The organism is Wolbachia endosymbiont (group A) of Pipizella viduata (assembly GCF_964028555.1).
Taxonomy (GTDB): domain Bacteria; phylum Pseudomonadota; class Alphaproteobacteria; order Rickettsiales; family Anaplasmataceae; genus Wolbachia.
In genome coordinates this window covers 931,733-947,195 of sequence record NZ_OZ034787.1, presented here as the reverse complement: position 1 = coordinate 947,195, position 15,463 = coordinate 931,733, and the positions used below count along the sequence as shown (strand labels likewise).

Here is a 15,463-nt window from a genome sequence, read left to right as displayed (position 1 = left end):
TATTATAGAGTTTATATACAGAATTTATGTTTCTAAATTACATAATATCTTAACTATAAAAATAATTTTCTATGTAATATTTCATATGTTTTAAAGCTTTGTTTTTATGTTATTATAAATATAAGTTTCAAGATTGAAAATAATATGGTAAATATTAACACAAAAAAACAGCCAGCAGGATTTTTCATATATCTCTCTGGTCTTTCAGGAAGTGGTAAACTTTCCACAGCAATAGAATTGTCCAATATGATAGACGCATTAATTGTAAATAGTAAGTTCTATAACAATGTTCAAGTTTGCTCTATATACAATGGTGTCTTTGAACGTGATCAAATACCTAAAGAAGTTCAAGATAGAATATATGACATTATGCAAATTATGCTTCAGGTAATAGAAAATTATCCGATTCACTCAAAAAATTACATATTTATTGATGAGTTGATGGAAAATAATGACCAGAACATGAGGATGTATGATTCAATAGTAAGGCTTAGTAAAAAAATGAACACAGAAATCCTTCCTGTGGTACTTAGGTGTGATCTACCGACATTACAAAAGCGTATTGCATTAAAAAGGCAAAGAAAAAATAGGAAGGTGACTAATGTAAATAGCATGATAGAGCAATTTAGGATTAACAATTTATTTATACCACCGAGTGCCATAGAGATAGAAAATTCAGATATGAGTATAAAAGAAGTAGCTCAAGAGATAGTAAACCAGATGCACAGGCTTAGCCACATTGTATGTACGCGAAAGAATAGTCTATAATGATTTCATATACTGAGGCTCATTTAAATATAGAGCATCAACTTCGTTTAATTTTTGCTTGTTCTTCAGTCTATAATGAACCAATAGTCCTGCATGGCTAGCATTTAAATTGCAATCCATATGTGTAATGCAGTCACTGCTTGTAGCGTGACACTTGGATCCAGGGTCACGTGCTGCAGTTGGACCAGATAGCGGCAATAAATTGAAATCAAATAACTGCGTATAAAACCCTTGAGCATTTTTGATTATAGCTCTGATATTTTTTTTGCTATTCGTACAAAGCAAAGATATTGTGTAAGCTTGAACTTCCAGCGCATTAACTCCGTATAATGGCTTATTTGTAGCAAGATTTATACCTTGTGCTGCTGATATACCAACTCTAATTCCAGTGAAACTTCCTGGTCCAACTACTACCGCTAAATGATCTATTTTATCATAATTATAATTGTGCTTATCAAACAAAGTATTCAGAATTTGAAAAAATGATTCTATATGATTGTTGCTGGCGGAATTGCACTCTACAAAACAATTACCATCATAATCAACTATTGCTATTGAACTACCAGTACCTACAGTATCAATCGCTAAAATAGACATTACTTAAGCTTATCATAGAGTTTTGTAAACATCATAGTAAAGGCACCATTACCCATAACATTTGCTGAAGTGATTATTGGATCAAACACTATATACAAGGCTGTGATTAACGAAAGCATTTCTGGAGAAAATTTGAGGTATTTCTCAAGAATAGGTAGCATTACCATAATTCCTCCTGCCGGCACTGCAACGATAGCAAACTTAAATAACAAAAAATAGAGAAGAAAAGTTACATAGTCCGTTGTGGACAATAAATAACCAGAAGTAATTACCATTGATAATATTATAACAAAAAAGCAATCACCTACTAAATGGAAGCTAGCAGTTATTGGTATAACAGACGATGCTATATCAGGTTGCTTTACATTTTTTTTGCTTCCTTCAAGAGTAAGCGGCATAGTTGCATTACTAGACATTGTGCTCATCGCAGTAATAAATGCCGGTATCATATTGCTTATACTAGCTATCCAGCTTGTGATCTTGAATGAATTTGCTGCTCCATATAAGAGGAAAACATAAAGGTAGGTTGCAGATGCTATAATAATGAAAATTATTGAGTAATCCTTAAATATTATAGATAAAACTTGATCATTCTGCATTTTTAAAGCAAGCCCAAGTACAAATATTGGAATAATCGGCGTCAAAAACGTCTTCAAAATAAAGAGAGTTAAATCTAACATTTTGTTCGAAAGCTCTTTGCTTTTCTTAGGTAGCAGTATAGACACTACTATGCTGGACACAAATCCACAAGCAAGAGCATGAAAGTTAGAAAGGAGTAGCGGAAGCCTAAACGACCATAAAGGAACAATTGTTTCTTCATACGTTATATCTTGTATTGAATAAGTGTTTTGTATGATAAAATGCCCAACAGAATAAGCTATTAAACTTGAAGCCAGATTCGATAAGAAGATCATTATAATAAGTAACAATATAAACTTTATAGCTGACTGCTTAAGATTGTTAACACTGCTAAAGATTAACGCAAAAATAATAAAAGGCATTATAAATAGCAAAACCTCTTTTATACTCAGGCTCGTTGAGTACAAGAAGGTTTTTGCTTCCATTGGAACTAAATGACCAAAGAATGCAACTGAAGTGATGACCGTGAGTAAGATTAATAGTTGTAGCACGTTCTTATATACCAATGTCCTATGGACATATATATGGTAAGTTGGTTGTTAAGTAAAGCAAAACTGCCTATTGCTACGAAACATTATGAAAGACAAGCAGCTTTTGTTACTCCCGCGCGTACTGCACGAATATTATCTATTAGATCCCAGTGCCTTGACTACTTCGATCCAGGAAAATTGATTATGCACTATACAACATTCTCGATCAAAAAACTGATTCCAGTGTCAGCTACTTGCATGACAAAGAAGAGTGAAATTAGCACTCACCTATTATTCGTGTCGTTTTCAGTAAAAGCCTCCTCCCATGTGCCTTGAGTTGCTGCACGACTATACTCTGTTACTCTATTTTCAAAGAAATTCGTATGTTCAACGCCATTTAGTATTTCATCGAGCCATGGAATAGGATTATCATTGACATCATATATGGACTCAAGACCTAATTGCATTAACCGTCTGTTTGCTACGTAGCGTATGTAATTGCGCACTTCTTCTGCGGATAGTCCTTCAACATCTCCTAAATCAAAGGCAAGCTTTATGAATTCGTCCTCAAGCTCAACAATAGTGCGGCATGCAGAATATAATTCCTCTTTAAACTCGTTGTCCCAAATTTCATTATTCTCTTTAATAAATGTATTAAATAACATAATAATTGAATTGGTGTGCAAAGTTTCATCACGGGCTGACCAGGCGATTATCTGCCCCATGCCTTTCATTTTTCCAAAGCGTTGGAAATTGAGCAAAATTGCAAACGATGCGAATAACTGCAACCCCTCGGTAAATGCACCAAACACTGCTAGAGTTTTAGCTACATGTTTTTTATCGTGTTTTTTGCTTTCCTCAAATTCCAGCATGTATTCATATTTCTTTCTCATAGCATCATACTTTAAAAATGCTTGATACTCGCTTTCTGGCATGCCAATTGTGTCTAAAAGATAAGAATAAGCTGCAATGTGTATGGTTTCCATATTGGAAAAACTTGCAAGCATCATGCATATTTCTGTTGGCTTAAATATATTTGAATAATGCCTCATGTAGCAGTTATTTACTTCAATGTCCGCTTGAGTAAAGAATCTAAAAATCTGAGTTAGTAGATTTTTCTCTACGTTTGAAAGTTTAGTTTTCCAATCCTTCACGTCATCAGCAAGCGGAACTTCCTCAGGTATCCAATGGATTCTTTGTTGCTGCAGCCACGCATCATACGCCCAAGGGTAATTAAAAGGTTTGTATATTGGATCTGCTTCTAACAATGACATAAGACACCTATTATTTTCTAAAGTAAATATTATATTAAGTGATATTGAGAATCAGTCAATTTAACTTTTTGAAATTTGACGGCAGGTAATTTATTAGTGTATTATAGCTTCAAGTAATTTATCAACAGAAATGCGAGTATTAATATCTTTTATTTTATTATTTACAGTGAGCTGCACACACACTATTCACAACCATGGAGCTCCTGGCATTAGTGTTGAATTGTGGAGCAAGATAAAAGCAGGTGACGATAAAGAAAAAGTGGTTCACACTTTAGGATCACCAACATTAGTATCAAAGTTCGATGACAATGTTTGGTACTATGTCTCATATAAAATTAAACAAGCTAACTTCTTAGGAAAAAGGAAGTATAGCAGTAAGTCTCTGCAAATTTCATTCGATCAGGACGGTAAAGTTGCAGATATAAAAAAAACTGACATCTTAGAGAGATCTTTGGCTGTTCCTGATTGAAAATCTGCTGACTACAGAGTTTTTCCCGCCCTTCTTTGTCATCCAAGAACCGTATTACTTCATCCCAGTGCCCAGACACTGGGATCTATTTTTTTTCTGGATGCCAGTGTCACGCACTGGCATGACAAGAAAGGAGCGCTGGAATGATAATGTGAAGTGTCTACTTCTGTCATCCAAGTAGCCTGACTACTTGGATGACAGAAGGTAATATAAGAGGTCTATTGTAAGATTTTACCCATTTAGAATAAAGTCTAGTGTTACTTCACGCCAAATGTGGTGGTGCTGAGTAGGCAAGCCAGTCAATGGGCTACATTTATATACTGCACGCATTGCATTATCTGCTATCGACCTGAAAAGTGGATTATTTCGATAGGAATCACTGTCTGCTACATCGGCCATAATTATCTCGCCTTGACTGGATAATAATAAGTTAATTTTTATATTAAAATTTTCTTTGTAAGCTATGCTTTCAGGAATGCTCCAGCATTTTGTAAGTTTGTCTCTTATAGAGTTAATAATTTCTGTTACAACTAATTCATCCTTTTTATTCTCAAAGCTTTTTTCGTTTCCTATTTCATTTTTTGCCTCTCTAACATCCCTTCTTAGTTTCTTCCCTACACTTTTTTTTCTTTTTGGAACTGGAATGAATTCTTTACCCTCGTTAATAATGACTTCTTCTTGCATTTCGATAATTTGCCTCGGTTGTGCTACAACAGTGTGCTCAACTGTTTCTTTTTTCCTTTGTGGTATAGGAACAACTGACGTATCATTCGTTTGGGCTTTTGTTGAAGGTAACGAAAAAAGCAGAAAACAACATAAAGATAAAAAAAGAATGTAATTAGAATAGAAAAAACGCATATGTTAAGCAGTTTGTTTTACTGGTTTAAAGCTAATATTGCACGTAAAGTCAATATATTTTAGTTGATTTAAGCTCAAAGACGTAGTTTTTGCTGTACTAATTTTACTATTTCTATAATATCATACGTTCAATACGGTCAATATACTCTAAATGAGATGGAAAGATGAAGGCATCATTATAGCTGCTAAAAAATACGGCGATAAAAACTTAATTCTTTCCCTGTTTACAAAAAATCATGGAAAGCGCAGGGGATTAACTAAGCTAACAAACAATAGCAATTATAAGTTTCAGATAAGTAATCTATTACATGCAGAATGGAGTGCTAAGTTACCTGAAAATCTGGGTTTTTTAAAGTGCGAATTAATCGAATCTCCATTCCATCATTTCTTTCAAGATAGGTTAAAAAGCATTACTATTGTCTCTTTCTCCTCTATTTTAGAAAAAGTGCTTCCAGAAAGTGAACCCTGTGCCGTGCTGTATGACAATTTTCGATATTTCATCGATGTAATTAAACACAACAATCAGTCTTGGCAAAGCCATTATCTTAACTTAGAGCTTCTGCTTCTTACGCAATTGGGATTCAAGTTAGACTTATCCAAATGTGCTGTAACAGGTATTAAGGAAAACTTACAATTTATTTCTCCAAAAACTGGTAGAGCAGTGTCAAAAAAAGCAGGAGATTATTATGCAGATAAACTCCTACCTTTTCCACAAATGTTGCATGATGTATACAATAATAACCTACAAAACAGCTACTCATTCCAAGAATTTCAGTTAGGACTGAAAGTCACAGGATATTTTTTAAATAAGTATCTATTTTTGCAGTTAAACATGAAATTTCCAGAGCTGAGAAACCTCATGTTGTCGCTTTAACCTTAGTTATCATTTTTTTGAAATCATTTCAGAAATCTATAGCTAACCCAAGCAACACGTCATACCGCGATTCATTCGCGGTATCTCAGCATAGATTCCGCTAACGAGTAGCGGAATGACGGTTGTCGGTAAACTTAAGCCACTTTAGCTATAGCCAGTAACCACTCTATTTCTACCACTGTTTTTTGCCTTATATAAATATTTGTCAGCACGTACTATAAATTTTTTAATATCGTCAAGGTCAGATCCTTGCATTTCTGCAATTCCAATGCTCACAGTTATGTTATGGGTTGTATTTTTGTCCGCAAGTATAAAAGGTTCTTTAGCAATAATTTTTCGTATTCTCTCCGCAATAGTGTACGCATCTGATACATTGGTATCTGGCATTACAACAACAAACTCCTCACCACCAAACCTAGCTAGTAAATCTGTCACTCTGATATTTTCAGAAATTCTTTTCTGTACTTGCTTTAAAAGTTCATCTCCAGCACTATGCCCAAAACTGTCATTCACCATCTTAAAATAGTCTATATCAAGTATCATAAGAGACAACCTTCTATCCTTTTCCACAGAGTCCTTAACAATGTTTCTTAAGTGTGCATCAAAATATCTTCTATTATAACAGTTAGTTAATGGGTCCTTTATAGACATTTCCGCATTATTAAATAAATTCATTCTCAAGGCATCTTGATATCTTTTGCGTTTTACTTGCGAATTAACCCTTGCTATTAACTCACCCTCATCCAAAGGTACTGTTAAATAATCATTAGCACCTACATCAAGTGCTTTTACTAAATTGTTTTTATCATAATCCTCAGAAAGAATCAGAATTGGTGTATAGCGTGTTTCTACTTTACTACGAAACTCAGAACACAAACGCAGGCCGTCAGTTTTTGAAAACTGCATATCAGAAATGATCAGGTCGTAATTATTCTTAATACCAACCTTTAATGCCTCCACTGGATCACTCAGTATTTTAATTGACCTAAAGCGGTGCTTTAGTACATTATATATCTGCTCTGCTTGAAAGACATCTTCATCTACAACAAGTATGTTAGCATCAAAAATCTGATTAGAATAATCCATAATACTGTTTCCTGCTACTCCGCCAATCTCAGCGTTGGTTTCTCCTCTTAAACGCAATTCATCTATAATCATTTTTAAGCGCGTGAGAGACTTGATCCTTGCAGATAAAGCAGTTTCGTCTATTGGTTTAGTCAGAAAATCATCTGCACCAGCATTAATGCCCTGTACTCTATCATGAGCGTCATGCAGCGCAGTTACCATAATTATTGGAATATGGGTTGTCAAGGGATCATTCTTTAGCTCCTTACAAACTTCAAAGCCATTCATTTTTGGCATCATAATATCGAGTAATATAATATCGGGCTGCTGTTTTGCTACTAAATCCATGGCTTCCGCACCATCATAGGCCACGATAACCGTATAGTACTCTGCTTTTAGTCGAGCTTCTAAAAGCTTAACATTACATAGTACATCATCTACTACTAGGATCTTTGCTGTCATTATCTTTGGATGTATTATCTATATCGTAAGCAGGATAAAGCTTACCATTTTTACCAACTATGTAATTTACTTTCTCAGTATTACACTCTTTATATAAGTCTTCAATTCCTGCGTCTTTCAATAACCTCCTAGCTTTTGATTTTATAATCATAAGATACTTATATGTATTCCTAATAAGATCAATAAATACAGGCACCTTATTTCTATCAAGAACAATTATGCTCACTAAAGCAACGACCAAAATTTCTGAAAGACCTATATTAAACATTTTTCCTATGAAGCAAGTACTTTAATCCTCCTGATTATAAATATTAATTTGCTTAAATCAAGTTTAGAAGCAACTATCTCATCTAAAAAACTATTATAACGTTCTATGTAGTCCTTATCATTACAAGCCCAGGTTTGAACCTTATCTTCGGGGTTATCAGTAGCTTTTATGACTTTAACAGCTAGCTTGTGATGGTAATTGCTTAAATCGTCCAATAAATCATTAACTAAGCTGCGATCCCAATAAGAAGAGCGGCTTTTCATCTTGATGGCAATTGTTCTAATCAGATCGAATCTTAACAGCGACTTTAACTCAAAGTATATTTTACCAGCATCAAGAATGGACAAAGATGTCTGTTCAGCAACAGATATAATGTCCAGTGCATAAGCAAGAACGTATAGATCAGCAACTTTTTTTGCTAGATCTTTATTTATATTAAGTTCTACTAAAGAAGTTGATCCATGGCTACAGACCTTTAATAGGTGTTCATCTAAAACATCAGTTAAGTTCTGGCCTAAAGTTTCAATTGCATCTTTAAATTTTGTAACATCATCCAACTCTACAAAGCTAAGCTTGCCAAGATTTTTCACTAACCAAAACGATACTCTGCCAATAAATTTCTGCACGTTCCTCACTATTTGTAAGTATGAGTTAACATCAATTTTTCCATCCAATTCATCAATTTTCTGCCACAGGCTGTTTAAATCATACAGGTGGTTAACAACAATATATATGTTAACCGCTTCTTGTACCTTAATTCCAGTGTTCTCAGCCAAATTATTGATGAATATACAGCCCATTCTATTCACTACATCATTTGCAATGCAAGTAGAGATAATTTCTCTACGAAGTTGGTGTTTTAATATGAAATCCTTAAACTTTGTTATCATCTTTTTAGGAAAATAACCTAGCAAGTAGTCATTAGATATAAGATCTTTTTCAGGCAGATCGGAATGTATAATGTCATTTTTTATTGCCGTTCTAGCATAAGACATTAGAATAGAAAGCTGAGGAGAACTGAAACCTTCTGCACCAGTTAACATCCTTGCTATCTCTTCTTCAGTTGGAAGAAATTCTACGCTTCGGTTTAACAGCCCAGATTTTTCTAAACTGAGCAGTAACCTGTGGTGCTGCTCCAATCTCTCTTTAGCTTGCAAACACTCAAGAAGTAATGCTTTTGTTTCAATTCTGTTTTGGTTCTCAAGCACTTTGGATGCAACTTCGTCCACCATACTTGCCAGTATTTCATTCCTTTTTTCTAAAGAAACACCCCCTGCTTTCATAGCTGAAACAAATGCAATCTTGATGTTAACTTCAAGGTCCGAACATATCACTCCGGCTGAATTATCAACAAAATCTGCATTTATATATCCACCTCTTTCAGCATATTCTATTCTTCCAAGTTGTGTGCATCCCAAATTTCCGCCTTCTATAAACATAGAAGCTCTAATATCTTTACCATTTACTCTTAACTCATCGTTTGCTTTGTCACCGACCATGCTATGATTTTCACTCTTTGCCTTAACAAACGTGCCAATTCCTCCATTCCATATGAAGTCCACTTCTGCTTTGAGTAGATATCTAATCAAATCACTTGGAGGTAGCATATCTTCTGTTATATCAAAGCATTTTTTTATTTCTTGAGAAATGTTTACTTGCTTGCTGCTACGCTCAAATACTCCTCCACCCTTAGAAATCAAATCTTTGTTATAATCCATCCAAGTTGAAAATGGTAACTCAAAGAGACGTTTACGCTCTGTGAAACTCTTTTCTGCACTAGGATTTGGATCAATAAAAATATGCATATGGTTAAATGCGCCGATTAAATGTATATTTTTTGAAAGCAGCATACCGTTTCCAAATAGATCGCCAGCCATATCTCCAATTCCAATAACAGTTGCATCTTGGTAAATATCCTTATTCATTTTCCAAAAATGCCTCTGCGCTGCAATCCATGCACCTCTGGCTGTAATACCCATTTTTTTGTGATCATAACCTGCTGATCCACCAGATGCAAATGCATCGCCAAGCCAAAAATTGTATTCAGAGGCTATTTGGTTTGCATAGTCAGAAAAAGAAGCAGTGCCTTTATCTGCTGCAACTACCAAGTATGGATCATCCTCATCATACCTAATCACATTCTCTGGTGGAATTATTTTGCCATTAACTACATTATCAGTAATGTCAAGCATTCCCCTGATAAAACTCTTATAGCATTCAACACCTTTCTCTCTTAAAATATCTTTGTCTTTATAAACTTGCTTAATTACAAACCCACCCTTTGCGCCAACAGGTACAATAACCGCATTTTTTGTCATCTGAGCTTTCATGAGCCCCAAAACTTCAGTGCGAAAATCTTCCGTCCTATCCGACCACCTTAAGCCACCACGGGCTAATTTCCCTCCTCTTAGATGTATTCCCTCAAAAAGATTTGAATAAATATACAATTCACGATATGGACGAGGATCAGGCAAACCATTTATTTTATTTGAGTCAAATTTTGTAGATAAATATGGTTTATCGTCTTGATAATAACTAGTCCTTAAAATAGCCATTATCAAGTTAAATATCGAGCGCAAAACGTAATCATGTGAAACATTGCTGATCTCTTTTAGAAGTTCCTCAATTTTTTCTATGAAAATGTCCGTGGTTTCTGCTCTATCAATGTCTATGCTAGGATCAAATCTTGCATGAAATAGTTGTATCAAATACTTTACTATTTTGGGATACTCTGAGACTACCTTTTGGATATATTCTGGATTGTAGTTAAATGACGTCTGCTTTAGGTAAGCACTGAGCGCTCTAACCAGAAGCACTTCTTTCCACTCCAGTCCAGCAATAATGACCAAACTATTGAAATAATCATTTTTAATTTCCTTTCTAAACACTTTCGCAAGTGTTATTTCAAATTGCTCTTTTAGAGTAATGTTGTCTATTAATTCATCGACTCTTGACAACACAAAATGGTGTATCCATATTCCGCCGTTAATTTCTATGTAATAGCCATTATGAGATAGAATCTTAGCTCCCAAATTCTTAGTAATTCTTAATATCTTCGATAATTCAAGACCTCCATTGCTCGAAGTGTAAACCTTTAATTGATAATTAAGATTATCACGAGTAAGTCTTAAATCGACCTCGCTAACTCCTTTTTTCCTCACTATCTCCAATTTTTTCATATCGTAATATGCGTCATGAGGTTCGAAACTCTCTTGATAGCTTATTGGAAATGCCTTGCAATAACGGATGAATATATCCTCAACAGTACTAAAAGTATTATATAAATTGTCTATAAAACGATCTTCCCACTTTTCCGTAATGTTCCTTAATTTGTTTTCGATACGCAAAACTTCGTCATCAGGAACACTAGCATTTTTGGTCTTTAGCACTACATGCAATTTCATCAAATCATATTCATTGATAATGTGATTGTTATAAATATCTGAACTTTCTGCACTTGTCTCATCCTTCAATATGTCACGTATCTTGAACATTAGCCTAGCGCTAGCATAACGCATTGGTATCAGCACTATGCAACTAATAAAATTCCTTACTCTTCTTAAAAATAATCTGACCCTTGGCCTAATCGCAAGAGACATGATCGAAATGCAAATTTTAAATAATTCGTCTTCATTTGATTGGAATAATTCATCACAAGAGAATGCTTGTAAAATAGAAATTAAAGCTTTGTTATTGTGGCCCTCGGTTACAAACCCTGCATTTTTTTCTATAACTTTAACTTTATCTCTTATTATTGGAATAGTTCGAATATCTTGGACCTCCGCTACAGAAGTAAATAGCCCAAAAAAACGCCGTTCCTTTACTACATTACCCTGGTCATCAAATTCTTTTACTCCTATACAATTCATGTATGTACGCCGATGGACTATTGAGATTAGATCTGATCTCAATATGTATAGGGAATCAAGGTTTGCAGAAGGAATCAACGTACTTTGACCTACTCTTATCAGGCCAAGGTCCTTTTTGCTATCACAGAAGAGTTTTTCATCTTTACCAGCAATATATTCTTGATAACCTAGAAATACAAAATTATTGTTTTTTAGCCAATCTAAGAAATCTTTTCCTGGTGTCACTCCAGCGTTCGACGCTGGCTGCTCGATGGCAAAAAGAAGACTTTTTGCTTCATCAAGTTTCTTGAGCATTAAGTGCCAATCTTTCACAACGCAATTAACTGCTTTCAGCGTTTTTTGTAGAGATTCTTTTAATGTATCAACAAAACTGTCACTTATACCTTTGATAATTACATATATAACTGATTCTTTGACTCCATTGCTTTCTTCCAAGGAGTAAATCTCATCTATTAGGCCATCTTTTCTTTTAATGTTAATTATGCTGTTGCTGTAATAGCATATGGTTAAATTGTGCGATTTAATAGTTGCAATAACAGAATCAACCAAAAATGGCATATCATCGTTTGTTATCTTAATCGTGGTAAAATCGCCTTCTATTCCTGGTATATCATCTATATTGCTTACTACTAACTTACTTTCATCTTTCTCTTTTTGAGAAACAAAATTGTAAGCATCGTTTACAATATATAGCAAAAACTTATCGTTGGCTTTTAGGTCGCTTTTATAAACAAAACTATAAAAATACTTAATAAATTTTTTAATTTTTTCTTTATCTTGCTGATTTTCTTGATCAACTAACTCAAATAAAGACTCAGTGTCAACATTATGATCTATACACATTTTTTTAACAAAAATACACAGTGAACTTAAACCTTTTTAACTAAGATTTCATTATCAAGAGCGTACACTATTAGCTCATCATTTTCTACTACTTCCCCTGATAAAACTAATTTAGCTAAATTATTTTGAATACACTCTTGTATAACCCTTTTTAGGGGTCTTGCTCCATATTCAGTGTCATAGCCAGTTTGTGCTATTAGTTCTTTAGCTTCCTGCGACAAACTTATACTCAGTTTACGCTTAGCAAGTGTTTTTTGTAAATAAGAAAATTGAACATCTATAATTTTATAGATGTCATCTCTGGTTAAACTGTGGAATATAATAATTTCATCCAGCCTGTTTAAAAATTCTGGACGAAATGCTGATTTAACTATTTGCATCACTTCGCTTTTTACAGAGTTAGCAACTCCTCCTTCCGATGTCATTCCAGCGCGCGACGCTGGAATCTGCATTTGGATCCCAGTGTCAGCTATTTGGATGACAGGAGGTAGAGTCTCATTTTCTGTAACTCCCTTAAGCATTATCTCTGCACCAAGGTTAGAAGTTAAGATCAGTATGGTGTTGCGAAAATCAACTAATTTGCCATGACTATCAGTGAGTCTACCCTCATCCAAGATTTGCAGCAATAGATTAAATATATCTGGATTTGCCTTCTCTATTTCATCAAACAGAATAACCTGATATAGCCTTCTTCTTACTGCTTCGGTTAATCTGCCACCTTGCTCATAGCCAACATACCCTGGAGGCGCGCCAATTAGCTTTGAAACAGAATGTTTTTCCATATATTCTGACATATCAAAACGCAAAAGCGCTGATTGATCGTCAAACAGAAATTCAGCAAGGGCTTTTGCCAGTTCTGTTTTTCCAACCCCGGTTGGGCCTAAGAATAAAAATGAACCGAAAGGCCGATTAGTATCTTGCACACCAGAGCGAGAGCGCCTAACTGCATTACTTATTGCTTCTATCGCGCCTTTTTGCCCTATTACTCTTCTTCCTATTTCATTCTCCATGTTAAGAAGTTTTTCCTTTTCGCTGTGCATCATGTTATCAACTGGAATTCCTGTCCACTTTGAAACAATGTTTGCAATATCATCTCCAGTCACTTCTTTCTTTAAGAAACTATCAGTAACCTTTTCCTGATTTTTTAATTCATTCTCAAGCTGAGGGATCACACCATACATCAGCTCTCCTGCTTTTCCTAAATTTCCACTCCGCTGAGCCAATTCCAGCTCTTTTCTGGCGTTATCTAATTTTTCAACTGTTTCTTGTATTCTAGCTATTTTATTCTTTTCCATCTGCCATTTGCTGTTCAAGTCAGCAAATTTACTGTTTAGATTTTCGATCTCTTCATTTATCTTTTTTAAACGCTGTTTAGAATTTTCATCACTTTCTTTTTTTAGAGCTTCTGCTTCAATCTTTAGCTGTATAACCTTTCTCTCAAGTTCATCAATAACTTCAGGCTTGCTATCCATTTCTATTCTCACCCTACTTGCTGCTTCATCAATCAAATCAATTGCTTTATCAGGTAAAAACCTATCTGTTATATATCTATTGGACAACGTTGCAGCAGCAATTATTGCACCGTCTGTAATTCTTATACCATGATGCACTTCATATCTTTCCTTCAAACCCCTGAGTATTGAAATGGTATCAGTTTCAGTTGGTTGAGAGATAAACACAGGCTGAAAACGCCTTGCAAGTGCAGGATCTTTTTCTATATGCTGACGATATTCATCTAAAGTTGTGGCTCCTATACAGCGAATTTCTCCACGCGCAAGAGCAGGCTTTAGCAAATTTGAAGCATCCATTGCACCACTTGTTGCTCCTGCTCCAACTAAAGTATGAAGCTCATCTATAAACAAGATAACTTTTCCCTCCGCTTTCGAAAGCTCATTAATAACTGCTTTTAACCTTTCTTCAAATTCTCCTCTAAATTTTGTTCCAGCAATTAATGCGCCAAGATCGAGGGCTAAAACTTTTGCATCACGCAAACCAAGTGGCACGTCATTTGCAACGATTCTATTTGCAAGCCCCTCAACTATTGCAGTTTTTCCAACACCAGGTTCACCGATCAGCACTGGATTATTTTTTGTCCGCCTCAGTGATACCTGCATAGTTCTTCTGATCTCTTCATCACGACCAATTACAGGATCAAGCTTGCCTTGCATAGCAAGCTCTGTAATATCCTTTGTATATCTCTTAGCAGCGTTCAATTTTTCCTCACTATTTGGCGAGTCTGCACTGCTGCCTTTTCTCATTTCTGCAATAACTGAGTTCAGTTTTTGTGGAGTCACACCATTCTCTGCCAGAATTTTGCCTACAGTATCATCTTTTTGTGCAGTGAGGCCCTGCAGTAAACGCTCAACAGCAACAAATGAATCTTTATTTCTCTTTGCAATACCAATTGAATCTTCAAAAACTTTTGCTATTTCTCTTGAAAGTTGAAGGCCCCCACTTCCTGGACCTTCAATTACTGGCAACTTTTTTATTGCGCTATCCACAGCATCAGAAATACTTTGCACATTTCCACCACAAGCGTTTATCAAATCCTGAACTAAACCTAATTCATCCTCAAGCATCACTTTGAGTAAATGCTCAGGCATAAAAATCTGATGCCCAGCTCCCAACGCTTTCATCTGAGCACTTTGAATTAGACTTTTTGCTTTTTCGGTAAATTTATTTAAGTCCATAACACCAGTTAAATTCGTATTTGCTGATATATATAACAACTGATTTCATAAATTTAAACCTAAAGTTGTTTATTGTTAGGTATGGTTTGCAAAAATTTAAAACTTTCTTAAGAACCTGTTTAAAATCTTCGTAATAGGAGAGAAATGAAGGAAAGGACAATCATTTGCAAGCTGGTATTGAGTTTACGTTCGCAATTTTTCCACAACCGCCTACACTTTTCCAACCAAGCAAAAGAGCGCTCAACGACCCATCTCTTTGGCAATACAACAAAGGTCACTGGGATCCAGAAAAGTTTGCTTGTTTATAAGCAAACTAG

13 protein-coding genes and 1 pseudogene are annotated in these 15,463 nt (G+C 35.0%); 4 read left to right on the top strand and 10 right to left on the bottom strand.

The features are described 5' to 3' along the window. Positions 1–144 precede the first annotated feature (144 nt). Positions 145–768 (top strand): AAA family ATPase, encoded by a 624-nt coding sequence (locus ABWU50_RS04480; protein WP_353275463.1) that lies wholly within the window; start codon positions 145–147, stop codon positions 766–768. Here the strand turns inward: ABWU50_RS04480 and tsaB are convergent. Together tsaB and ABWU50_RS04470 are read right to left on the bottom strand one after the other, a co-directional pair. Continuing rightward, positions 763–1,365 (bottom strand): tRNA (adenosine(37)-N6)-threonylcarbamoyltransferase complex dimerization subunit type 1 TsaB, encoded by a 603-nt coding sequence (gene tsaB, locus ABWU50_RS04475; RefSeq protein WP_353275462.1) that lies wholly within the window; start codon positions 1,363–1,365, stop codon positions 763–765. The two genes, ABWU50_RS04480 and tsaB, sit on opposite strands and share 6 nt — an antisense overlap. Continuing rightward, positions 1,365–2,495, bottom strand: a complete 1,131-nt coding sequence (locus ABWU50_RS04470; RefSeq protein WP_353275460.1) for a cation:dicarboxylate symporter family transporter — start codon at positions 2,493–2,495, stop codon at positions 1,365–1,367. Before ABWU50_RS04470 ends, tsaB begins: the two co-directional genes overlap by 1 nt. Before the next feature lie 21 nt (positions 2,496–2,516). Here ABWU50_RS04470 and ABWU50_RS04465 point away from each other — a divergent pair, with 21 nt between their 5' ends. Continuing rightward, the gene (locus ABWU50_RS04465; protein ID WP_264731927.1) at positions 2,517–2,810 is read left to right on the top strand and encodes a hypothetical protein; all 294 of its coding nucleotides are present in this window, start codon (positions 2,517–2,519) and stop codon (positions 2,808–2,810) included. Here the strand turns inward: ABWU50_RS04465 and ABWU50_RS04460 are convergent. Further along, positions 2,759–3,748, bottom strand: a complete 990-nt coding sequence (locus tag ABWU50_RS04460) for a ribonucleotide-diphosphate reductase subunit beta (RefSeq protein WP_253307200.1) — start codon at positions 3,746–3,748, stop codon at positions 2,759–2,761. The genes ABWU50_RS04465 and ABWU50_RS04460 overlap by 52 nt on opposite strands. 130 nt (positions 3,749–3,878) lie before the next feature. On the opposite strand from ABWU50_RS04460, the gene ABWU50_RS04455 reads away from it, so the two are divergent. Beyond that, on the top strand, positions 3,879–4,217 hold the full coding sequence (locus ABWU50_RS04455; RefSeq protein ID WP_353275458.1) for an outer membrane protein assembly factor BamE: 339 nt from the start codon (positions 3,879–3,881) through the stop codon (positions 4,215–4,217). A 54-nt stretch (positions 4,218–4,271) separates the two neighbouring features. Here ABWU50_RS04455 and ABWU50_RS04450 read toward each other — a convergent pair whose 3' ends face one another. Together ABWU50_RS04450 and ABWU50_RS04445 are read right to left on the bottom strand one after the other, a co-directional pair. Beyond that, a complete protein-coding gene (locus ABWU50_RS04450; RefSeq protein ID WP_353275457.1) occupies positions 4,272–4,394 on the bottom strand; it encodes a hypothetical protein in 123 nt (40 codons plus the stop codon). Between the two features lie 54 nt (positions 4,395–4,448). Further along, positions 4,449–5,075, bottom strand: coding sequence for a hypothetical protein (locus ABWU50_RS04445; protein ID WP_353275456.1), 627 nt, complete (start codon positions 5,073–5,075; stop codon positions 4,449–4,451). A gap of 151 nt (positions 5,076–5,226) precedes the next feature. On the opposite strand from ABWU50_RS04445, the gene recO reads away from it, so the two are divergent. Beyond that, positions 5,227–5,949 carry a DNA repair protein RecO gene (gene recO, locus ABWU50_RS04440; RefSeq protein ID WP_353275455.1) on the top strand — a complete coding sequence of 241 codons (723 nt, stop codon included), beginning with the start codon at positions 5,227–5,229 and terminating at the stop codon, positions 5,947–5,949. Between the two features lie 144 nt (positions 5,950–6,093). On the opposite strand, the gene ABWU50_RS04435 is transcribed toward recO, so the two are convergent. From ABWU50_RS04435 to ABWU50_RS04415, 5 genes and pseudogenes are all read right to left on the bottom strand, one after another. Then, complete coding sequence (locus ABWU50_RS04435; RefSeq protein ID WP_353275453.1) at positions 6,094–7,476, bottom strand: PleD family two-component system response regulator; 1,383 nt, start codon at positions 7,474–7,476, stop codon at positions 6,094–6,096. After that, the gene (locus ABWU50_RS04430) at positions 7,448–7,744 is read right to left on the bottom strand and encodes a hypothetical protein (RefSeq protein ID WP_353270360.1); all 297 of its coding nucleotides are present in this window, start codon (positions 7,742–7,744) and stop codon (positions 7,448–7,450) included. The genes ABWU50_RS04435 and ABWU50_RS04430 overlap by 29 nt, the downstream gene beginning before the upstream one ends. A gap of 5 nt (positions 7,745–7,749) precedes the next feature. Then, on the bottom strand, positions 7,750–12,456 hold the full coding sequence (locus tag ABWU50_RS04425; RefSeq protein WP_353275451.1) for an NAD-glutamate dehydrogenase: 4,707 nt from the start codon (positions 12,454–12,456) through the stop codon (positions 7,750–7,752). A 26-nt stretch (positions 12,457–12,482) separates the two neighbouring features. After that, positions 12,483–15,146 (bottom strand): ATP-dependent chaperone ClpB, encoded by a 2,664-nt coding sequence (gene clpB, locus ABWU50_RS04420; RefSeq protein ID WP_353275449.1) that lies wholly within the window; start codon positions 15,144–15,146, stop codon positions 12,483–12,485. Between the two features lie 119 nt (positions 15,147–15,265). Next, positions 15,266–15,421: pseudogene (locus tag ABWU50_RS04415) on the bottom strand (transposase); the annotation flags it as partial. Positions 15,422–15,463: the final 42 nt, after the last annotated feature.